20 protein-coding genes and 1 pseudogene are annotated in these 20,083 nt (G+C 44.5%); 7 read left to right on the top strand and 14 right to left on the bottom strand.

Annotation, left to right across the window (positions count from 1 at the left end; all coding sequences use genetic code 11):
• Nucleotides 1-76: 76 nt before the first annotated feature.
• The 13 genes from J8Z25_RS15365 to J8Z25_RS15425 all read right to left on the bottom strand — a co-directional run bounded on the left by J8Z25_RS15365 (nt 77) and on the right by J8Z25_RS15425 (nt 10,316).
• Nucleotides 77-1,144 (bottom strand): DUF7146 domain-containing protein, encoded by a 1,068-nt coding sequence (locus tag J8Z25_RS15365; RefSeq protein ID WP_250661355.1) that lies wholly within the window; start codon nt 1,142-1,144, stop codon nt 77-79.
• A 90-nt stretch (nt 1,145-1,234) separates the two neighbouring features.
• Nucleotides 1,235-1,576 (bottom strand): plasmid-related protein, encoded by a 342-nt coding sequence (locus J8Z25_RS15370; RefSeq protein ID WP_250661356.1) that lies wholly within the window; start codon nt 1,574-1,576, stop codon nt 1,235-1,237.
• Nucleotides 1,576-2,073 carry a RadC family protein gene (gene radC / locus J8Z25_RS15375; protein WP_000797298.1) on the bottom strand — a complete coding sequence of 166 codons (498 nt, stop codon included), beginning with the start codon at nt 2,071-2,073 and terminating at the stop codon, nt 1,576-1,578. The genes J8Z25_RS15370 and radC overlap by 1 nt, the downstream gene beginning before the upstream one ends.
• A gap of 84 nt (nt 2,074-2,157) precedes the next feature.
• Nucleotides 2,158-3,795: a VWA domain-containing protein gene (locus tag J8Z25_RS15380; RefSeq protein WP_250661357.1), complete on the bottom strand. Its 1,638-nt coding sequence runs from the start codon at nt 3,793-3,795 to the stop codon at nt 2,158-2,160.
• 69 nt (nt 3,796-3,864) lie between these two features.
• The gene (locus J8Z25_RS15385) at nt 3,865-4,305 is read right to left on the bottom strand and encodes a hypothetical protein (RefSeq protein WP_250661358.1); all 441 of its coding nucleotides are present in this window, start codon (nt 4,303-4,305) and stop codon (nt 3,865-3,867) included.
• 61 nt (nt 4,306-4,366) lie between these two features.
• Nucleotides 4,367-5,320 carry a DUF3150 domain-containing protein gene (locus J8Z25_RS15390; RefSeq protein WP_033931126.1) on the bottom strand — a complete coding sequence of 318 codons (954 nt, stop codon included), beginning with the start codon at nt 5,318-5,320 and terminating at the stop codon, nt 4,367-4,369.
• Between the two features lie 98 nt (nt 5,321-5,418).
• The gene (locus J8Z25_RS15395; RefSeq protein ID WP_502934605.1) at nt 5,419-6,183 is read right to left on the bottom strand and encodes a hypothetical protein; all 765 of its coding nucleotides are present in this window, start codon (nt 6,181-6,183) and stop codon (nt 5,419-5,421) included.
• 2 nt (nt 6,184-6,185) lie between these two features.
• The gene (locus J8Z25_RS15400) at nt 6,186-7,145 is read right to left on the bottom strand and encodes an AAA family ATPase (RefSeq protein ID WP_250661360.1); all 960 of its coding nucleotides are present in this window, start codon (nt 7,143-7,145) and stop codon (nt 6,186-6,188) included.
• A gap of 209 nt (nt 7,146-7,354) precedes the next feature.
• Nucleotides 7,355-8,371, bottom strand: a complete 1,017-nt coding sequence (locus J8Z25_RS15405) for a YqaJ viral recombinase family nuclease (protein WP_250661361.1) — start codon at nt 8,369-8,371, stop codon at nt 7,355-7,357.
• Nucleotides 8,372-8,431: 60 nt separating this feature from the next.
• Nucleotides 8,432-8,575, bottom strand: coding sequence for a hypothetical protein (locus tag J8Z25_RS15410; protein WP_250661362.1), 144 nt, complete (start codon nt 8,573-8,575; stop codon nt 8,432-8,434).
• Nucleotides 8,576-8,656: 81 nt separating this feature from the next.
• Entirely contained in the window at nt 8,657-9,475 is an 819-nt protein-coding gene (bet, locus tag J8Z25_RS15415; RefSeq protein WP_000414662.1) for a phage recombination protein Bet, read from the bottom strand.
• Nucleotides 9,476-9,554: 79 nt separating this feature from the next.
• The gene (locus J8Z25_RS15420) at nt 9,555-9,974 is read right to left on the bottom strand and encodes a single-stranded DNA-binding protein (RefSeq protein ID WP_250661363.1); all 420 of its coding nucleotides are present in this window, start codon (nt 9,972-9,974) and stop codon (nt 9,555-9,557) included.
• Nucleotides 9,975-9,989: 15 nt separating this feature from the next.
• On the bottom strand, nt 9,990-10,316 hold the full coding sequence (locus J8Z25_RS15425) for a plasmid-related protein (RefSeq protein WP_250661364.1): 327 nt from the start codon (nt 10,314-10,316) through the stop codon (nt 9,990-9,992).
• A 367-nt stretch (nt 10,317-10,683) separates the two neighbouring features.
• Here J8Z25_RS15425 and J8Z25_RS15430 point away from each other — a divergent pair, with 367 nt between their 5' ends.
• Nucleotides 10,684-11,286, top strand: coding sequence for a hypothetical protein (locus J8Z25_RS15430; RefSeq protein WP_250661365.1), 603 nt, complete (start codon nt 10,684-10,686; stop codon nt 11,284-11,286).
• Nucleotides 11,287-11,547: 261 nt separating this feature from the next.
• On the opposite strand, the pseudogene tnpA reads toward J8Z25_RS15430, so the two are convergent.
• Nucleotides 11,548-11,766, bottom strand: a pseudogene (gene tnpA / locus J8Z25_RS15435) (IS200/IS605 family transposase); the annotation flags it as partial.
• Between the two features lie 1,425 nt (nt 11,767-13,191).
• Here tnpA and J8Z25_RS15440 point away from each other — a divergent pair.
• The 6 genes from J8Z25_RS15440 to J8Z25_RS15465 all read left to right on the top strand — a co-directional run bounded on the left by J8Z25_RS15440 (nt 13,192) and on the right by J8Z25_RS15465 (nt 20,075).
• Nucleotides 13,192-13,665, top strand: coding sequence for a hypothetical protein (locus J8Z25_RS15440; protein WP_250661366.1), 474 nt, complete (start codon nt 13,192-13,194; stop codon nt 13,663-13,665).
• Between the two features lie 13 nt (nt 13,666-13,678).
• Nucleotides 13,679-14,128, top strand: a complete 450-nt coding sequence (locus J8Z25_RS15445) for a hypothetical protein (RefSeq protein WP_250661367.1) — start codon at nt 13,679-13,681, stop codon at nt 14,126-14,128.
• Between the two features lie 57 nt (nt 14,129-14,185).
• Nucleotides 14,186-15,085, top strand: a complete 900-nt coding sequence (locus tag J8Z25_RS15450) for an IS5 family transposase (RefSeq protein WP_250661049.1) — start codon at nt 14,186-14,188, stop codon at nt 15,083-15,085.
• Between the two features lie 75 nt (nt 15,086-15,160).
• Nucleotides 15,161-16,288, top strand: coding sequence for a hypothetical protein (locus J8Z25_RS15455; protein ID WP_250661368.1), 1,128 nt, complete (start codon nt 15,161-15,163; stop codon nt 16,286-16,288).
• On the top strand, nt 16,281-18,947 hold the full coding sequence (locus J8Z25_RS15460) for a site-specific integrase (protein WP_250661369.1): 2,667 nt from the start codon (nt 16,281-16,283) through the stop codon (nt 18,945-18,947). Before J8Z25_RS15455 ends, J8Z25_RS15460 begins: the two co-directional genes overlap by 8 nt.
• 177 nt (nt 18,948-19,124) lie before the next feature.
• A complete protein-coding gene (locus J8Z25_RS15465; RefSeq protein ID WP_063528617.1) occupies nt 19,125-20,075 on the top strand; it encodes an IS30 family transposase in 951 nt (316 codons plus the stop codon).
• Nucleotides 20,076-20,083: the final 8 nt, after the last annotated feature.

The raw sequence follows: 20,083 nt of genomic DNA on the forward strand, positions 1-20,083 counted from the left end.
ATTGGTTATCTATTTTTCATTCTCCATGTTTTTTCAAATATGCAAGGCGCAAAAAAAGGGGCCGAAGCCCCTTGGATCAAATATGAACTTTCGGAAAGCCCATGGCACCGTAAACATTCAGCACATCATTCCAATCCCAACTTTTCACGCCAAGTGACGTTGGTATCGGGGGGATCAGCACTTGTGTCAGAATGCCTTTCTGCCAGGCTTTTTTCTTGAGTTCATTCGCTGCATTCAGGCCAGTCTCAGAGAGATCGTGATCTGCCCAGATGTACAGCATTTTCACATTACTTGGTGGTTCAAACCTAGCCAGTAGCGTTGCGTTCACAACCGACCAACATGTTTGCCCCGTTGCTCTGGTAACCGCTAAAGCCGTCTCTATACCTTCAGAAACACCTAGTACATCACCAGGCTCACCTATCGGAATGGCACCACCAGTGATTGTTCTGTCACTTGGTATCGGCATCATCTTTTTAGGCTTTTCGACCGGTGCTTTGAATCCATCTTCACTTAGGTAGATCCGATGGAACGTAGCCGAACGCCCTTGCTGAGTAACGATTTTACCTAGCAGAGCTGGGTAACTATCGATAAACAGACCATCTTCATCATGGTAAGGCAAGTTTGGATGAAACCTCAGCACCGAATCCCATTCAGGACGAAGCCGCGTAACAATGCCACGACGATGCAAGTAGTTCCAAACCGGTTGCGCACGAGTATCTGCAAGGGATAAGGTTTCTCCCCAGGTTTGATTCAAGCGATGGATAATCGCTTTATTCTCGTCCTGCTTTTTAGTCTTCCAGTTAACAGCGTTACTCGGTATTACCCGAGTTGGTACTTGTCCGGGTTGAATACCCAGAACTTGGCCGATTGCTTCAATAGACTGAGCAAAGTTCCATCCATTAATCCAAGACAACAGTTCAAAGCCATCATGAAAGATACCGCAGGTGTTACAAACGCCACCTCCGGTATATTCAGCATCTTTGAATAGCCTAAAGCCATCACGACCGCCATGAACAGGACAAGCCACATGACGTCCTTTTCGAGCAATAGCGGCATCAAGTTCTGGCACCAATGCCGCCAAGACTTGAAGCCATTGGCCATTGAGATATGGCCTTACTGTGTCAATTTGTAAAGGTAACGCCATATAACCTCCTTAAGTAAAATGCCGACTCCTACCACAGGTGGTAAAAGTCAGCTTAGGACCTGCATTAGCCGTTTGGTTAATGCAGGAACGTTAGTCAAGCTGGGTACCATGTCGTCTTAATAGCCACATGATGGAATCACGAAGCACATCAGGATCGACAACCGCAGCCATCGCGCAAACACGAAAGCAAAATGGCGCTATTTCGTCATTTTGAATCCACGACAACACATCCTTGCGCAACCGAGTACTGACACGACCGTCCAGCAACACACGGATCGCATCCAAAAGAATGCCTTCGCGTAACTGCCAGATTTCTGTGTCAGACCAAGTGACAGGGGCATCATCAAACTCAAATAGAAATTCGAGCTGTGCTGATGTGTGCTGATGGGACTGCTTTTGTGATGTAGGAGAATGGGCAATGTGCCCATTCATCAAAGATAACCGCGTTCGGCAAGCGAAACGCAGCCCTCGGATGCGACCACGACATGGTCAAGCGTTCGAATATCAACAAGTGACAAGGCGTCACGGAGTCGATGAGTAATGCGTTTATCAGCTTCACTGGGTTCAGGATCACCCGATGGATGGTTATGAACCAATATCACTGCTGCTGCATTAAGTTCTAGCGCTCGCTTTGTTACTTCCCTTGGATACACGCTCGCTGCATCTAAAGTGCCTTTGAACAGCTCTTCAAATCGAATAACGCGATGCTTTGTATCAAGAAACAGTACGCCAAAGACTTCGTGCTCATACTCGTGCATCAGTGTTTGCAGGTATGAGAACGCCGACGATGGCTGTTCAATTTTGCGACCTTTACTCAATCGACCACGAGCAAGTTTAAGCGCCATATCTAATATATCCGCTTCGGTCACCTGCTCAGGAACGATGTAAGTACCGGCTTCTTCGCCAGCTAAGAACTTTCTGTTTTTCATAGGAGTCTCCAAAAAAAAAGCGGAGACGAACCCATGCCCTGACGGGGACGGAATCGTCCCCGCAGGGTGGTAAAGTTGAGGTGGTTACTGAATTAACAGTTGTTGTGTTACTTCGAATAACTCACGCTTCAGATCTTTGACGTCGTTAATCACGATGCTTTGAGGAAAGAATTTCTCAACACTGCGTGTTTGAATCCCGATCCCCAGCAGCTCAAAGCCACTGCGTCTGCAACGGTCAACAATGTCATGCGTAGCAGCCCAGTCATCTGGGTCACCATCGGTTAGCACTATCATTAGCTTTCGCTTCTGTTTTTGTCCCAACAAATTGTTTGCCGCAAACCACATAGCTTGTGCCATAGGCGTACAACCTCGTGGTTTTTGGTCAAAACAGGCGGCCCGATGTCGAACCGATTGCTTGGGCAATAACGCGATAGAAACTTCCTGATGAATACCAGGAAAATAACTGACCGCAGGTACAACACCCGGTATACCTTCCAATGCCATGGCCAAAGCCAAAGCGGCTTCATTGGCAACATGAAAGTACTTGCGATTACCTTCGCCAATGGGTTTACCCATTGAGCCCGATATATCGACAAGCAAGTGCACAGCAGCATTAGGCGCAATGCGCGGCTGTCTTTGAATAAACAATCTCGACTCACCTGCTTGGGAAGCGGCAAGACGATGGGTTGCAACTCGAAGACCGTGCCGTTTGGCATGATTCCGATTGTCCTGACTGGACTGAACCATACCTCTAAGTCGGGCTCGAATTTGAGCCGACTCAGACGCCGATAAGGTCAAGATGGCCTCATCACCCAACATAGCTTGCTCTGCTTGGGGCAAACTGAGTGGAGTGACGCCCTGATGTCCTTCAGCTTGTTCCGACAACACTTCTGCCACTTGTGCAAAGGTATCGGGTTCAAACTGAGCGGCACTGGCCTCTAAGGCTTGTCGCAAATTGTCAGCTTGATCAGAGTTATCTGAATCACCCGTTGCAGACGAGTCTGTTTCTGGGGTTTGACTACCACTACTGTTATTGCTGTCATTACTCGCATCTTGTCCAATGTCATTACCGCTATCAGCATCCGACTCATCCTGTGGTGGATGAGATTCTTCTTCCAACATGGCAACGATGGCATCGACAAGTTTTAGCACTTCACCTGTAGATGCAAGGCTAGGCACTGCTGTCAGCATGGCGCTTAATCGGCTCATCGCTGCAGCAGGAAAGAGTTGTCTCACTCTTTCATCGACTGCTTGATACAAAGGCGTCAGCGCTTTCTGACCCAGAAAATGGCATCTCAAGCGGAACAACAACCATGCTTGCAAGTTAGATGCAGGCTCAGGCTGTTCAGGTACACACATTTGCTGTGTGTCCACCATGTACTCAATCACTTGCGAAATACTGCGCCGGGTTCCGGGGTAATCCTTTGCCAATTCGTTTTCAATGCGAACGTCCTCAATGATATTGAGAAGTGCCTTACGGATCGGCTTGGACGACGCCTTCTGCACCATGTCAAAATTGGTATGCCGAATATGCGCCGCTTCATGAGCCAGATAACCCCAAGCTATCTGTTGATAGTGTGGGTCGTCTGGGTTTGCTGTTGGGATCACAATCCGCTCACCATCGGTAAACGCATCTTGTCCTTGAATAAGCACCTTCACACCAAACTTTTCGCCATAAGCGGCGGCAACGATTGGCAATGCGTTTTTTAATGGATGATTCATGGGAGTCTCCTAATCATTAGGGGGAATACTCCCTCAGCGGGAGCGTTTCCCCGCTGGGAATGTAAGTGTTTAAACCTGTGCTTTTAGCTTATCCAGGTCGTATTTTTGACCTAACCAAGCCACCAATTGGGCTGGACTCTCGTGCTGCTCAAATGACGTTTTAAGCTGGTCTAAACTCAGGATGTCATCCAATGTCAGACCGTAATGGTCTTGTAACTGAGTAGACACCTCGTGTTGATATTGCAGCCAGGCCCGCTCATAAGCGGTTTGCTGCAATACCATGTTTGGAACAAATACCATGGCCGTTACCCAAGCTCCACATGCGTCCGCATCTGCGATCAGCACAGGGTTCTTAGGGATCACGACACTATGTGTTGAGTACGACCGTTGTACTAACGTTCGACAACACGCCACTTCTGGGATCGATTCACTTTCAACCGCATCAGTCACACCACGAAAATGCGGTTCAAACTGCTTCAGTTGGCTGGGGTTATGGATGGTTGATTGCATAATTTCCTCTTATATAGTTCAGAGGACATGCGCCCTTCAGGGCAACATGCCCTCAAGGACGTTAGAAATAAAATGAGTTTGGTACAGTCGAACCAAGGTTTGGTCTGACGGTTGGTTGTGGTATTGCACTTAAGTTATCTGCCTGAGCAGATACTGGCTGTGCGGGTTTAGGTTCAGGTTTGGGCATCAGTTGTCTGATATCCAATTGACCTTCACCGTGCATTCTCATCTTGTCTGGATCAGACAAAATTAAAATGGTCGCCATCAGTTCGTGATAGAGATTGTCTGTCACAGGGCCGGTCTTCGGCAGACGAACAAATAAATTGTCCATCGCTTCAACCATCGGCTGAACTCGATGATCCAGGAAGGACAAACCATCCAACTTGTCTCTTAACCGTTTGAGAGGATTAAGGGCTCGCTGGCTGATTTGATTCTTACCTGCAACGGAACGCTCAAACAGTTCGTTGGCATCACGAGCCACCTCCCTAAAGAGGGTGTGCCCCATGCCATTGACCTTGTCATCTAAGCCACCAGCTTGGTCAGCCGGTTGCATTCGATAGATGGCATAATCGAACTGAAGCCGTTGTTCCACGTCTTCGATGGGTGATAATGCACGCCGGATTGCATCTGCAAATTCCGGGTGTTTTGCAACCCAGTCAAAAGTCACCTGATCATAGTTGTCCAAGAACAACTGCTTGCACTGCGCAAACTCCTGACCGATCCGGTCAAGCTCTGGAACAATCTGATCAATTCGGTCTTCAGGGACGGCATAGCCACCTAAGAACCGCACACCGACTTGCTCACACAAACGCTGCGCTTCTTTCTTAAGCCTTTCAAAGTTCGCCAATGCCTCAGGGTCGCAAATTTTTTTACTCCCTAAGCTGGCAACATCCTTCGGTGGAAGTTGGCTGCCATTGGCTAATCTGAAATCTTCAGGCCTTAGTTTTTTTCTACCGCTCCAGATGGAACAGTCGATGTGACAAATCAAAAGTTTGTCGAGGGTTTGAATACTCATAGTGCATCCTCATACGAGATGGGGACGCACCACTCCCAACAGGAGCAATGGCCCCCGTTTGGGTGAAAGTAGTTGACGCGCTAATGGCAATACCACTATCAGAAATAGTAATTTTGCGAATCAGGCGACGATTGGTTGAGATCGATTTTCACAGGCATTAAGTCCAGTGCTTCAGCTATCGGGCGAACCCGCTCTAAATCACTGCCTAGCAACCGCAATACATCTTTTTCCAACTTCAGTTGGTCGGATACTTCTATCCCTTCAGGACTCGCTACTGTGAGCGAACATAGTGGTGGTAATTGACGCTTAAAGGCCAGTAACAGCAACAATGGCCACGGGCCATCATCAGTATTAACAATGCCAGCGCCTTCACCTGACACCATGCTGATTTGATTGGTACTAGGTAATCCGCTTTTGCAAAACCCTAATGACCATTCTCCAATCCTGACCTGGTTATCATCAATCACAGCCAAGCCATAGGCTTCAAGCAGCTTTGCCATATCGAACAACGCTTTTTGCGCCAGCGAGATTTGGCCATTGACGTCCTTGCGAGTACGAAACTCCCAACTGACGTTATTGGCACACACGACGCTATCTAGCGCATTTGAGAGTTCAAATGGCCGCCCTTGATGATCAATGCCGACTTGTCCAACAAGTCGATAACCCTTGTTGATTTTCTCATTGATTCGTCGGTCTGCTTCAGCGTTAGGATCAGTCGAATCAATCAATCGCTGCTGCGACAGTTGACCTGCTTTTCCAAATCGAACTTCAATCTCCTGGTTATCTGATCCAACATAAATGGCCCATTCTTTGGCTGTCCCATCAGAATGACTGTAACGGTAAAGAGCAAAGCACTTTTCCATCATCAATCCTCCCAGTGATCACCGAAGACATCAGCGGCAATACGGTGAATGGCTTCACGTTGCTCCAACTCAGCACGAGCCGTCAAAGACCGAACCAGTGCATATTCCACTGCGTTAGGAGCGCCTTTAAAAGCAAGTGTTAACTTTGCCCAGCGCACCAAGGTCCTTGTGGACATGGTGATACTGAGTTCTGCACCTCCATCCGCGCCCCCAATAAAAAGACGACGAATGTCACCAGCCACTTTCACCATTTTTTGGCGAAAGACTTCTGGCAAGCCCGGCGCAACGTTCTCCAGAATGGCCTCCTCTACAGATGGTTCTGCATAGGTCGCTTCAATGATTCTAAAGCGATCAAGGAAAGCCAAATTCTGTTGGAGCACACCTTGATACAAGCCCGTTTGGTCACCGCTGCCCGCACTGTTGCCGGTAGCGATAAAACGAAACTTGGTATGTGGCATGATGATCTCACCGCCATTTTGTGCGATGACCAACGGGGCACCTTCCAAAATGTCATTGAGTCCAGCCAGTTCAGCAGGCTCAGCAAGATCCATTTCATTAATGATCAGCAAATGGCCATGCTTTACAGCCAGTGCCAGCGGTCCATACACAAAGGTCATGTTGCCATTAACCAGTGTGTGGTGACCGATAAGATCGGACAACTCCAATCGACCGTGCGCAGTAATTTGCTGAACAGGCCAATTCAATCGAGAAGCAACTTGACAAATTAGCGAGGTCTTACCGCATCCAGTGGGGCCTGTAATATACAAACCGTCACTGTCTGGGTTAGACAAGAACGCCAATACGTCACGTAAGTCTTCTTTTCTAAAAACATACTCGTCCTTGCGAACGGGAATGTTTGGATGGGTAGTGTCGGCACTAAATCCTTCCAGAACGAAAGCATCAGGAGCCGGGACATTAAACGCTTGATTCACTTGAACCAAAAATGGGGAATGTTCAGTCATGGTAAACCTCATTAGTTTTAACGAGGCCCCATGCCCCAACAGGGAATGAAGTCCCCGTCGGGTGGTGAGTTGATTGTGGTATGGCTGTGTATGTAAGAGTTCAGCTCGCTCTATCATTCGTACCCAGCATTGGCTACGAGTGAAACTGCTTTCTGATGCACTCGATGTAAGCGCATGAGAAAGGAGCCGAAATCGGCTCCAAGTGAACGTTAAAAATAAAATGAGCTCGGCGAGTCACCTGGCAGAACCAAGTTCTCTTGCTCAAGGCTGATTTTGATTGGTGTTTCAACGGGCTGCTCTGGCTTATTGGTACTGATACGCAACCGCTCTTGTGGCGCTTTTCGGTAAGCGGCTAAAACCTGTTCGTCCAGTTCGCCTAATTTGTCGGTGGCCAATTGCTTATAGTCCACAGTGCCCGCCATCATGTAGCGGCTGAGTTTGACCCCAGCATAATCCGCATGAGCGTAGTTACCCATCATGGCGACCAATTTTGACTGAGCGTCTCGCATGTCCTCTTTCAAAGATTTAATGTGATTTTCCAGTCGAACCACTTCGGCATGTGCTGAGCAATACTGGCGAGACAGCGATGTCCAGCGGTATTGGGCTTCACCCTTGGGAACAAAACAATCTTGCTCAGGGCATTTTGACGGTTCTTTTTTAGTTTGAACTAACTCCCAAAACTGAAGCGCCGTTTCTTGCAATTCAGTTAAGAACAATGCGTCTCGTTGTATTTCAAACTCAATCAGTTGATCCTCAAAATAGAATACCAACCAACCACGCGTGCTATTGGCGACCAGTATTTGATGTTGTACTTGCACCCAATACAACTGGTACGCCTCACTTTGTTCTCGGTGAGCTTGCACATCCTCAAAAACTGACTGACAAGGACATTTCAATTCAACGGGTTCGCCCGCATCGTTGATGCCATCAAAGCTGGCTCGAAAGATTGCGTTATGATCGGCTTCAGCACATAACGGCAAAAGAAAGTCATTATGCGCATTCTCAAATGCTCGCCTTGCTTGAGGCTCCAACCGAATACCGCGAAGTACATTGGGATTATTCGACAGGTCTTCCGGTAATACGAATCCGGTTTTTTCTGCCCATAATCGCCACGGTGTTTTGTAGGGTGAACGCCCCATAATAATTGGGGCTTCAGATGCCGTAACCCCTGCAATGCGCCACTGGTGCCATGCAGGAGTACGTTGTGATAGGTCGATAACCTTCATATTGCCTCCTTTGTGGGGAGACTCCCCCGAAGGAGAGAACTCCCCTTCAGGGTTAAGTGGTTACTTTGCAGCTTGTGCTAACGCTGTTTGGTGCTGAACAACACTTGCTTGAACCAAATCAATTGCCGCTTTACCGGCTTGAATCGAACCTAAGACAAGGGCAACAACCAATACCAAGCGAAAAAGTGAGGCTGATTTAGTCATGGAAGATCTCCAAAAAAAGACGAGACCTTCCCCCTGACGGGAGAATAATCCCGCCAGGGTTAGTAAACTAAATGCGTGGCGCTAAGAAGCTAAAGGCTGTGTGAGCGCTTTCGCTGCTTGTTGCTGTGCATTAAATATTTCTTGTTTCGCAAACGTCAGTTCAACACCTTGAAAATGTTCATTGGCATATTCCAATGCACTATTCCAAGCGTTTGAAGCTTCCGCCCGCTCGATAAGCTTGTAAACAAGCCCTCGGGTTCGATCATCAACTTGCTCGGGTGGAATCACAGATGGCTCAACAACATGTGTTGCTTGGCCTTCGATAATTCGCTCCGCTTCGTCTTGATCGAAAATTCCCACAAAGCCAAACGCAATGCGAGAACACTGGATCATGGATTTATGTCTTAGCATTCGCTTAGTGTGCGTCTGCCATGGACCATCTACACGATAAGGGCCATTTTTGCCGTTACCTTCAAAAGGCGGTCGATAGACTTCATCCAGATACTCAGTGATTTTGACTGGGTGCGAACGGTCGCGCCGGTAGATGATGCATTCCATCCATTCCGGGCATTCTTTCGCGCCATCCAGTGAGACTTTGTTTTCTGAAGTCTTAAACTCCATGCCATCAAACTGGTCGTGTTGATTGATGATGCGAGACCAGCCATCGACACCTACCACTGGAATAATCCCAGCTTGTTTATCAGGGAATGCAAAAATCTCTTTGGTGAAAGGGTTCAAGCCGTACTGATCTGCAACCACCAAGAGCGCCATCATCTGCTCATTGGTCGGTGCACTACCGTCACGTTGCTTAAATGCTGTTGCTTTTAGGGTATCGAACAACTTGTTTGGATCGACACTAAAGCGCTCAGCAAAGCGTTGGATTAGCTTTGGTTTTTCCATTATGGACTCCGACAATCAAAGTGGGAGTCTGCCCCTGACGGGAAAGTACTCCCGACTGGGTTAAAGCGTTCTTGCTCGGTTAAAAATCTGGTTCAGGATAAGTTTGTGCCCAATTAGCTTGGGAGCCCGCATCATCCGCCGCTGATGGCTCAGATGCTTTGTTCACACTATCAAGAAGCAGAAACTCGTCCGCGTCCACTTCGGTCAATCGATGCTTAATGCCATCTTTCTCCCATGAGCGCGTGCGCTGAGGCCCTTGAACAAATAGCTTCGCTCCTTTTTGGATTAAATCTTTTGTTCTTAGCCCTAACTTAAATCCACCACGATCTCGAAAAACGACCCGATGCCATTCCGTATGCTCTTTGAGCTCATTGGATTGACGGTCGCGCCATTTCTCAAAAGTGGCCAGTGAAATACTGGTCACTAAATCACCTGATGGATAGGCTCGTGTCTCTGGCTCAGAGCCAACGTAGCCTATGAGTGTTACTTGGTTTTTCATGATGTTCTCCTCGTCTTAGTTGAACTCTGTGCACACAGTCGTTTCTGCCCGGCTGGGCAAAGAAGGCTGACGGCGCAGATAGGTTGGTATTTCGAGTAAAGCCATATCGTACTGATGTGGCTCTTTGTAAAACGCAGATGTCAAACGGGGCATACCAGGAGCTTTAGGCACTGCCATTGGACGACGTTTTGGTGTTGGTGTGAGCGAACGCTTGATTTGAATAAGTACAAATCGATACGGTCGCACGCTTTGACGAGCAAGCAATCGCAAAAGCGACAAGCTCAGCTTTGCAAGCAACATAATGCCTGCGATTTGGATAATAAATCCGAAGATATATTCCATTGGTGACTCCTTAATTAGGTTGTGAAGGAGTCACCCTCAACTGGGGAAAACTCCCCCAGTTGGGTGGTGAAAAGGCGAACCGCAAGGAACGCATGGTTGAGCATGTAAAAACATGCAGGCTATTTGTTTAAGGAGGCTAGCTACCTCTTAGTACCACTGAGAAAACTCAGCAGCGGGCTTCCTTTGAACTCATGCTCTCAGGCGCAGATATCACTGAAACAGATCAGCAATATTTGATAGTCAGTGTAACCGTCTTATCCAGACAGGATAGTTAGAAAGATGCTCAATTCTTCCACCTAGCTGAAAGGCCATTACCTCACAGAGGATTAGTCTAGGGACTGATTATTGTCATATCAGGAGCAAACTTATGGCCCAAGCAAAACCCAATTACTCAAAACCCACCTTTGAACAATCATTCACAATTAACAGCTTACAGGCGCAACGTGTCGTTGACCGTGTTTTTAGACGGACGGTCAGTGCGCTTTATGGAATCGATGTCATTTTGCGCATCATTGGCGATGAGAACGAAATTGATGAAGTGGAACAAATAATTAGCCAGTTGATCGAGGATTGCGCTAAGGCGGTAGACAACGAACAAGCTCGTTTGGACAAACTGATGGAGTCCAACGGCATCGATGAAGTACCTGACTACACAGACCCGATAAACTTCAACGCAAAAATAAGTTCGCCCCAGGTTGGCCAGTTTGTCGGCTTAGTTCGCAAACTCGATGCGTTGATGATCTCAATGGACACACTCTGGTTATCTAGCGTGCTTAGCAACAAGCAACGTGTTGATGGCAACTACGCATGGCAACAGCGCATCATCAAACTGGCTCGACGCATTATTGATATCGAAATTCGAGCACGAAAATCAGCTCAAGCTAAGGGTAAAGAAGCAGAAGTTGAGCAAGCGGTGCCTTCAACCGATGACGATATAACTGAAGAGGAAACATATTCTCCCTCCAACTAGCCAGCTAGGCTCCCATCACACAGCCGGTGATGTGAGGGAGGTTTTTCGAGGTCCCCTTTTATCAAAGAGTGGCTGTTTTCGGCGATTTACTGAAGTTGTACAGGCCCCTTTTTTCTTATATTCTTGTCAAAATCATGGCTTAGTATTTCACTTTACTAAGCATTAATTCCTTTTAGGGTGTTACAGATGAGAAAAAATGAGTAAAAGATCCACCTTCTAAAGAAGGTGGCTTTGCATTAGCCCCCTAGAAGGGGGCGTTGTTTACTGCAGTGTTAACTGCGCCTGCTCTTGCACCTCTTCCTTTTCTTGGTGCCTGACATACCGTCTTATTATTTCTTCATTTATCCCTACTGTATCTACGAAGTACCCTCTCTGCCAAAAATGGTTTCCCCATAACTTGTTTTTCCTTAAGTATGGATATTTGCTAAATAGCTTTAACGCTATTTTTCCCTTTAAAGCACCCATTAGTTTCGAGACTGTTCTGGTCAACTAAAACTGGACACTTTAATTTGATAATTCTCAAACTCTACAGGCGATAGATCATTATTCGCTGAATGCAGAGGTAATCCCCCCATTTTTAATGGAGGCTATCTATAGAATTTCTATTGTTTAACTTTTCCAGTTTTGTATGTGTGTGAGTTCTAATGAGAGAACCTTTAAACCAGCCAAATTAATTGACGCTAGATACAAGTCAATATTTCTGTTTATTTCATGACCAATGCAACCTAACCACCTACTTAACATAATAATAGCTATCGTAAATTGGGGTTTACGAGAGTTATTTCTCACCCATGATAGGGGCTATCTGCATACTTGTAGCAACATACAAGAAGGATGAAAAAGCGCGGACACTGACAACAGGTATTGATCTATGAGGTTAATAATTTGAGCAACCTAATACTTATAATAAGAGCTGGTACTCACAAACCGAATTTCTCTTAAATACATCCACTTAAATAAAGTGCTGCATGCGTATTCATTACGCAGTATTAAATTTATAGCCCAAGATTTCATTGAGTCATTATTTATGATGATAAATCAGCGCATCAGTATAAGTCCTCATTGCTTTCCCACTCCCAACCGTACCCAAAAAACCACATTTATTTCCTTAAAATAACATTGTCAACTTATAAATAATAAAAAAAGCGAAAAAAACGTTTTTAACGAATAAAAGAAAGGTGACTTGTAACGCATTGAAAATAAATGAATTATACATTTAAAGCACGCTACTTTTTAATCACGCAAAGTTTAGAGGGCACAAAAAGGGGTGCTCTAATTTTAGAACTATTAAGAAAACCTGTTTAAAGTTTTCAAATATTGATGACAGCTAAAAGCGTGAATGGTCTAAAAGCTTAATTTTTATAAAGCGAAGTGTAAATACATACCATCACCCTTCCCAAAATCTCAATAACCACTTGTTTTTAAGGTTAATATTTTTGGGTTTCGGTATTTTTGTGAGGTATTTCACACATTCAATCATCCACGCTTTCTTAAGATTTTATTTTCACTTATTAATAAAAACCTAAAGCGCTGGCTTAATTACTAAGAGCTTTTATAGCTTACTAAGAAGCAAAAATTGTACTTGTGAAGCATGCCGACTTTTAGGTAATAGAAGCTTTTTACCTACTTCAAATAAGTAGGCCTAAATAGTAGGAGTAAATCGCCACTGCGGCAAAACGTTAGCTTTATGATTATGCAGCTGTGTTGATAACTGTAACAACTTAACTCCTATAAGTTTTTTGGGTGACCTTGAACATGAGAGCGCTTTTTAAACGATTGCTTTTTGTTTTTCAGCCAAATCCGAATAAGTAGGTCTACATAGTAGGACATAATCAACACTGAAAAAAAGCGGAAGGATTATCATAAATTTAAAAATTAATACGTTATTTTAGAAGAGTAAGTCATATGAAATATAAGCAAAAAGTTATTCAGCTTGATAAGGCAAAGTTAAAAGCTCACCCATTAATGAGTGAACTGACAATAAATGATGTTGTGCAATTAAAGCAAAGTAAGAGCATCGATGAATTACCCATTGAGGTTATACAAACGTTATTAGACTTACGTCCGCTGCCAGTGACGCCTGATACTGATGATGATTGTTACCTCACACTTTCACCTGATGGGATACTTGAACGCTTTAAAGCACACCCGCTTCAATCGAAATTAAACTTAAAATTACACGTTTATCAACAAGCTGATATCGAGCAGGTACTTATCACTACATTGCTATACAACTCGGCATTAACGCTTTATTTAAAAAACAGCTTAAGTAGCAATATTCAACACCGGCTTAACTGTTTTAAAGCGCACGATATACATGCTCCTAAAAAAACGATATTGGCAAATTTAGCTAATACCTCACCTTCTACTTTTCGATAATGGAGAAGTCGATATGAGTATGTTTACACACATAGCTAAAAGTAATCGTTTAAACAATGCGGGTGGCTGTTATCCAGATGCAATGGCATACGCCACAACGCTTGCTATTATGTTAGGTAAATTAGCCAAAGTAGACGCCAAAGATCGGCCAGCCATGACCGCTGTGGCACTATTTATGTGGTTAACACAGGATTGGTCACTCATTGGTAAACCAAGCGATATTCCAGATTTTATTAAGATCTCCGGCGCAGCTTCGTGTCATGAGCATACCTTTCGCACTTTTTATGATGGCACTGTATCGTGGGCTGAGTATGCGAGACCCTGTAAATACAAAAACCGTACTGTTTATCTATGGCAACCCATGCCCACTTACCTTAATACATTTTTTCAAAAGTTTATTAGCGAAGAAACTTACAATATTCCTTTTTTAACTCAAGAAGGGCGTTGTTTCCTAAAAGTTTGAACTATCTTGCCAGCCTGTGATCAGATCATCTATATCCTACTAGCCCGTGCAACAACAATGAGCAAAATCACAAACTGGTCTCACTATAATCAAGCCCTCGTTAACCGCGGTAATATTCGCTTCTGGTTTGACGAAAAAGCAACGCGTCATTGGTATAACGAATGTACTCACGGTGGGCGTGGCCGCTCTAATCATTTCTCTGATCTTGCTATTGAAACTTGCTTAACACTCAAAGCTGTCTTTGGCTTGTCGTTCAGGGCACTACAAGGGTTCACACAATCGGTATTATCTTTGATGAAGCTTCCGCTTGAAGCCCCAACCTACAGTTGTCTGTGTAAGCGCAGTGCTGAGTTGAATATTAAATTTCGCAGTAAAGTCCGCACCACTGGATTTGTAGATATTGTAGTTGATAGCACAGGACTTAAGGTGTTTGGCGAAGGTGAATGGCATGCACAGAAGCACCACGTAAAGGCAAGAAAAAAGTGGCGAAAACTGCACCTTGCGGTGGATGCCAACACGCATGATATTGTGGGGGCGCAAATGACGCTCAGTAACGTCACCGACGGCGAGACCCTCCAAGATTTGATAAGACCATTACGCCGGCGTATAGATAGAGTGAGCGCTGATGGTGCTTATGATAGCCGCCGCTGCTATGCAGAAATTACTGAAAAAGGCGCGATACCTGCTATCCCGCCGAGAGAGAATGCACGGCTGTGGACTGATAAGCATCCACGCAATGAGGCTGTCATGTTGTGCAATAAGTTAGGAATCGCACAATGGAAAAAGCTCAGTGGATATCATGTGCGCTCATTAGCAGAAACAGCGATGTACCGTTTTAAACAGTTGATGGGGGCTAAGCTAAATGCGCGTGATTACAATCGCCAGCTGGTTGAAGCGATGATCAAAGTGAAGGCGCTAAATAAGATCAACACCCTTGGTCTGCCTAAATATCAGTAAGTTAAGTGAGTTTGTTAGAGAGCTGTATTTGATCAACAAGGCCCTCAAGAAGCCAAAACAACTTTGTTCGAGTTAATGTCTAAGCCTTGGAAAACACCTCATAAATTACGGAGCCAACCTCGTGTACGTAAAGACAAACTGCAAAATTACTTTATAAAATGCGCTCAGAACGATAATACATTAGGTGCAATTGTAAGAGTGCAAATTATTGCGCCGCAACAAGCACATCACACTAGCGCAATGTATTACCAACAACTTAATAGTGACCGTATCCGCTATAAACTATTTGAAGCACATAATCGATACTTATCGCGTCTTATTGACGCAGCAAGGAATGCTAAATTTCACTCACATTTTGAGCTTTACTTGAAAGATTTTTCTTTAAACCTGATTAAGGAGCTCACAAAAAAGGCTGACTATTTATCGCAGCCGGGTGAAATAAGTCAGTTTGAACTTGATACCACACAAAGTGGCATTAATAAAAAGCGTATTCCCGCTATTTTAATAGGTAGCCGTCGATCGCTAGATGATAACGATGTAAGCCATTTTTTCCAAAAGCTACATAACTTAGTTGAAGACGCCAAAAAGAGTATTTCTGTTAAGGGCCCGAGCAAAAAATCGTCGTCAGCCAGTCAAGCTGCGTTACGCGATTACTACAATAAAGCAACCTACCGTATTGCATTACTGTTTATTGTTCTTGCCGGTGCAAGGCCTACACATGGCATTAGTATTTTATCCAGTTATTACTCAGGTGGTGATATAACCTTCATTAAAGACAAAGGCGTCCTTAGACAACTGATACTTTGTGATTACTTGCAGCTAGAGGTTAAGCAGTACTTATCATTTAAAGCAGTTATTCGCTCGCAACTTAACATACATACAGAATTAGATGAGCTTTGGTATACATGTAATGGAGAAAATATGCCAATAGCTCTCACATGTCGTGGGCTTCGCTTATTCATGCATCAACTATGGCCTGGTGTAGTGCCTTATCAATTGCGTCACTTTTATTGTCATTGCGCTAATACTCATATGTTTTCAGGCAAGCTGTTCGATAACGATATTGATCGTCTCATGGGCCATGAAAATCTAGGGGAGCGCCTCGGAAGTGACAGGTTATCGCCAAGACGTTTTGCGTTAATGAAGGACTATTTAAACATGCTTCCGCAGCGCCTTCGTTTGAAGGAGTTTATTTATGTCTGAACAATTCTTAAAGCAACAAGCAAATAAAATAGACGATTACTTAGTGCATGCTTGGCCATACAGTACGACGCAGGAGGCTATTTTATGGGTATTAAATAATTTACCCGTGGTGAATACACAAACGCCTAGTTTAGATCATAAAGAGCTAAGCATAATCAATAAAAAGATTAAGACTATCCCAACGGGAGAGCAACGAGTCTATCAAAAGGCACTTGAGGGCGTTCTTTTTTATTTAAGAAATGAATGCCAATGGCAACTGCCTGAAGAACTAGAAAAAAAGATAATAGATACAGATCACGAGTACTTTGATGACCTTACAAAGGGTACTGCGCATACACAGCAAGTTTTTACTCGTTACCAACAGTTTAAAGCACATTTTTTTGCGACAAGATCGCCATTAACACCATGCTTTACTGCACTAATGATAGGGTTTGAAATCGCACCTTTATCGTTAGCCCATATTTGTGCAATCTTGAACAACACTGATTCAATCACGGATGAAGTACACAACCCGCGGCTTGCTGTAACGCACTTTGAATGTGGTACTGATAAGCCACAAGTAACGCATTACCATCTTCCAATAATATGCTACCGACTATTGCATGATTATTATGCTCAACCCCCTGAAAAGATAACAGTGACTAGGCTATATAATCACTTAACTCAGTGGTTAGAAAAGGAAGGCTTACCTGAGATTAAACAAAGTGAGTGGCCAAGGCGTTTTCAAATAAGCTGGTACATCCGCTTTAAACTACCGTTTATTTTTATAAAGGATTTAGCCTATCCTGAACGCCACGTCGGTATACCTCGTGACATCAGCCAGTCCACAATAAAACCCGCTGATATTTTCGCTATCGACTGGGATACCACGTGGTTTGACTCACTGAAAAACTCAAAAAATAAAATACGCTGGCCACATGAAATATTACTTAAGCATTCAGAAAACCCGAGCTCTGTAGAGCCTCCTTCATGGGATGCAGCTAATATTTTACCGCGTTTGCTGTTTAATTATACTAAACAGTTAATCGTGTACGGTGGCGTTAAAAAAGCAAATCTTGCCTTAGGTTCAATTAAAAATTATACCTCGCTAAAAAGTAAGCTTGAACTCTTCCCTTTGTCTTATGCTGATGCAATTAACGAAGAAGCCATTAATAAGTGGGCTGAGACTGTTTATGATTCAATAGACTCCGGTATAGTAAAAGTTACCTTTTATAACTTTTTACGATTTTTAAAGCACCAAGAACAAACAGACACGCTTGATTTGTCTCTCTTCAATAGTCCGTTAATACCACCATCAGTGAGCCCCGCACGTTTAGGTGTTGATGAATGCGATTTACTGGTTAAAACGCTTATCGACAATGGCACTCACCACCCTTTTCGAAGTTTATTCTGTGTGCTTGCTGCTTTGCTCGGTTTTTACGCGATGCTGCGCCGTGGTGAAGTCCTAAGGTTACGCCGTAAAGATATTCGATTTAAGCCAAGTACTGGCCTTATAACGATAACCGTTACCAATACCCCTGAAGGTAATACTAAAAGCGGCACCACGCGCAAGGTATACACTATACTTCCTAAACAGTATCACTCGTTATTCAAATATCTATTTGAAATAAGAAAGAACACACCGCGCGAGCAGCCTTTGTTAGGCTTTGAAGGTGAGAAGTATCATTCACGACAACTTTATTATTTATTGCCTGTGTCACGTGCTTTACGATTCTTGTTCGGTACACACCTTAATTTTCATCACCTTCGCCACAGTGGCGTGCATCTATTTATGCTGCAAACTCTGCACTGCTTAGATGATACACCTGATGAACAACGAGGAAAAACAGCGCTTGAGCAAGAGGTGCTATCGAGTACGTCAGTGGCTACTCGCTTTGATTATTGGTTTGAGGGTCGAGCTGTTCACGAAGTGAATGATGCCGCTTTTTTAGATGAAATGGGAAAACAAATTGGCCATATTTATTATGGCACTACACGCTGGTCATACTTGCATGACATAGATTGGCTATTGCCTATTATTAGCCGTGATCATTCACTATATACACAACGCGAATACACCCACAGTGAACTGCGTTATTTGTTTGGCCTAAAACCTGGCTCTAATGATCTTTCTCGCATATTACTTAACCTAAGCCCTGAGTACGCTAATAAAACTCTGGGGCAAAAACGCAATCAGACAATAATGCTGCGCGATTGTGAGCTTAGAGAAGCACTATTTGGGAAAGCTATTCATACGAAACATACGTCCTTAACAGTTGACCAAAGTTTAGCGTGGCAAACATCAATTCAAAACAGTACACACACGTTACTCGGTTTTATATTTAAAGCCATGCTCGATAGTAAAGCGCTTGACCTATATGCGCTCAATTTTATTTGGGGTAATGGCAGTAAGCATCACATTAAACCGATAAGTAAAAAGCAGCGCACAGCTCTGAAAAACTTACCTCTCGTTGAGCTTTCTGATGATGAGCAGTCATTACAAATTTCGCTTGCCTGCAACAGCAAAAATGCACACGCATTTACCACCTTGTTTAGGCATACCGACTGGGGCTGGTTGAGTATTGCATTTACTCTTTCTGTTAATCGAAAAATCAACAGCGAACGACAAATAATGTTGCTTAAAACGTTGTTTGTTCAAAAAACGACGTTATCCAAATAGCTAAACATTCTAAAGGAAAAACACAATTGACTATTTATTTAACACCTAAAAAAACGCTTTCACCTAATGTGCCCCGAATTCAGATAATAAGTGCACCACTCATGGTTAAACGGTGAGAAGAGATCAACTGCCTGTTGGTGGTACTCTATCGTCGCCAAACAAACAGAAGCATTTACCATGAGTTACAAGCAGTTGATCGCAGGACAAAGATACCAGATAGAAGCCTACTTACGCGAGGGCTTTAGTTATCGTGAGATAGGCAAACGCCTGAAAGTCAGTCATAGCACCATTAGCCGAGAAATCAGACGAAATAGGATCCGGGAAAATCACTATCTACCCGAAGTCGCCCAGGCAAAGACACTCAAAAGGCGCGTTCAAGCCGCAAAGTCGTGTCTATCTAAGCTGACCATCACCTTTGTTGAGTTCGGATTAAAACAAAAGTGGAGTCCCGAGCAAATTGCAGGCGTGGGCCGGATTATTGGGCTTTCAGTGAGTCATGCATGGATTTACGGTTATGTGCAACGGGATAAATTGAGTGGCGGCAAGTTGTTTAGGCACTTACGACAAGGCCATCGACGATATCGCAAAGGTCGTCGTGCGAAGCGTGTCATTATCCCGAACCGAGTGGGCATTGAGCACCGCCCAGCGATTGTTGACAAGAAAAGACGGTTCGGTGACTGGGAAGCTGATACCGTACTGGGTAAGCATGGAACGGGTGCCATAGTCAGCCTAGTTGAACGCCAAAGCAAGCTTTATTTAATACGTAAAGTGCCAGCAAAGAGCGCGGCAGACGTAAGCAGAGCCATGATAGGCATGCTGTGGCGATATCGCCGTCATGTGCATACGATAACCGCTGATAATGGCAGCGAGTTCTGTGACCACGAGCTAGTTGCAGATAAGCTCAACACTGATATTTATTTTGCGAATCCGTATTCCTCATGGGAGCGCGGATTGAATGAAAACTTCAACGGTTTACTGCGCCAGTACATACGCAAAGGCACGGATTTAAGAACGGTAACGGATAAGCAGGTGGCCGATATAGAACGTGCGCTAAACGCCAGACCTAGAAAGTGCCTAGGTTACAAACAGCCTGTCGTTGTGTTTAACGAATTACGCAATGCGGCCTAATTTAGCGA

The sequence above is a fragment of the Pseudoalteromonas sp. SCSIO 43101 genome, assembly GCF_023650775.1.
In the GTDB taxonomy this organism is placed as follows: domain Bacteria; phylum Pseudomonadota; class Gammaproteobacteria; order Enterobacterales; family Alteromonadaceae; genus Pseudoalteromonas; species Pseudoalteromonas apostichopi.

Bases quoted from the DNA above. Each gene is read 5' to 3' on its own strand.
- J8Z25_RS15365 (WP_250661355.1), bottom strand. From the start codon at position 1,144: ATGGCGTTACCTTTACAAATTGACACAGTAAGGCCATATCTCAATGGC.
- J8Z25_RS15370 (WP_250661356.1), bottom strand. From the start codon at position 1,576: ATGAATGGGCACATTGCCCATTCTCCTACATCACAAAAGCAGTCCCAT.
- radC (WP_000797298.1), bottom strand. From the start codon at position 2,073: ATGAAAAACAGAAAGTTCTTAGCTGGCGAAGAAGCCGGTACTTACATC.
- J8Z25_RS15380 (WP_250661357.1), bottom strand. From the start codon at position 3,795: ATGAATCATCCATTAAAAAACGCATTGCCAATCGTTGCCGCCGCTTAT.
- J8Z25_RS15385 (WP_250661358.1), bottom strand. From the start codon at position 4,305: ATGCAATCAACCATCCATAACCCCAGCCAACTGAAGCAGTTTGAACCG.
- J8Z25_RS15390 (WP_033931126.1), bottom strand. From the start codon at position 5,320: ATGAGTATTCAAACCCTCGACAAACTTTTGATTTGTCACATCGACTGT.
- J8Z25_RS15395 (WP_502934605.1), bottom strand. From the start codon at position 6,183: ATGGAAAAGTGCTTTGCTCTTTACCGTTACAGTCATTCTGATGGGACA.
- J8Z25_RS15400 (WP_250661360.1), bottom strand. From the start codon at position 7,145: ATGACTGAACATTCCCCATTTTTGGTTCAAGTGAATCAAGCGTTTAAT.
- J8Z25_RS15405 (WP_250661361.1), bottom strand. From the start codon at position 8,371: ATGAAGGTTATCGACCTATCACAACGTACTCCTGCATGGCACCAGTGG.
- J8Z25_RS15410 (WP_250661362.1), bottom strand. From the start codon at position 8,575: ATGACTAAATCAGCCTCACTTTTTCGCTTGGTATTGGTTGTTGCCCTT.
- bet (WP_000414662.1), bottom strand. From the start codon at position 9,475: ATGGAAAAACCAAAGCTAATCCAACGCTTTGCTGAGCGCTTTAGTGTC.
- J8Z25_RS15420 (WP_250661363.1), bottom strand. From the start codon at position 9,974: ATGAAAAACCAAGTAACACTCATAGGCTACGTTGGCTCTGAGCCAGAG.
- J8Z25_RS15425 (WP_250661364.1), bottom strand. From the start codon at position 10,316: ATGGAATATATCTTCGGATTTATTATCCAAATCGCAGGCATTATGTTG.
- J8Z25_RS15430 (WP_250661365.1), top strand. From the start codon at position 10,684: ATGGCCCAAGCAAAACCCAATTACTCAAAACCCACCTTTGAACAATCA.
- J8Z25_RS15440 (WP_250661366.1), top strand. From the start codon at position 13,192: ATGAAATATAAGCAAAAAGTTATTCAGCTTGATAAGGCAAAGTTAAAA.
- J8Z25_RS15445 (WP_250661367.1), top strand. From the start codon at position 13,679: ATGAGTATGTTTACACACATAGCTAAAAGTAATCGTTTAAACAATGCG.
- J8Z25_RS15450 (WP_250661049.1), top strand. From the start codon at position 14,186: ATGAGCAAAATCACAAACTGGTCTCACTATAATCAAGCCCTCGTTAAC.
- J8Z25_RS15455 (WP_250661368.1), top strand. From the start codon at position 15,161: ATGTCTAAGCCTTGGAAAACACCTCATAAATTACGGAGCCAACCTCGT.
- J8Z25_RS15460 (WP_250661369.1), top strand. From the start codon at position 16,281: ATGTCTGAACAATTCTTAAAGCAACAAGCAAATAAAATAGACGATTAC.
- J8Z25_RS15465 (WP_063528617.1), top strand. From the start codon at position 19,125: ATGAGTTACAAGCAGTTGATCGCAGGACAAAGATACCAGATAGAAGCC.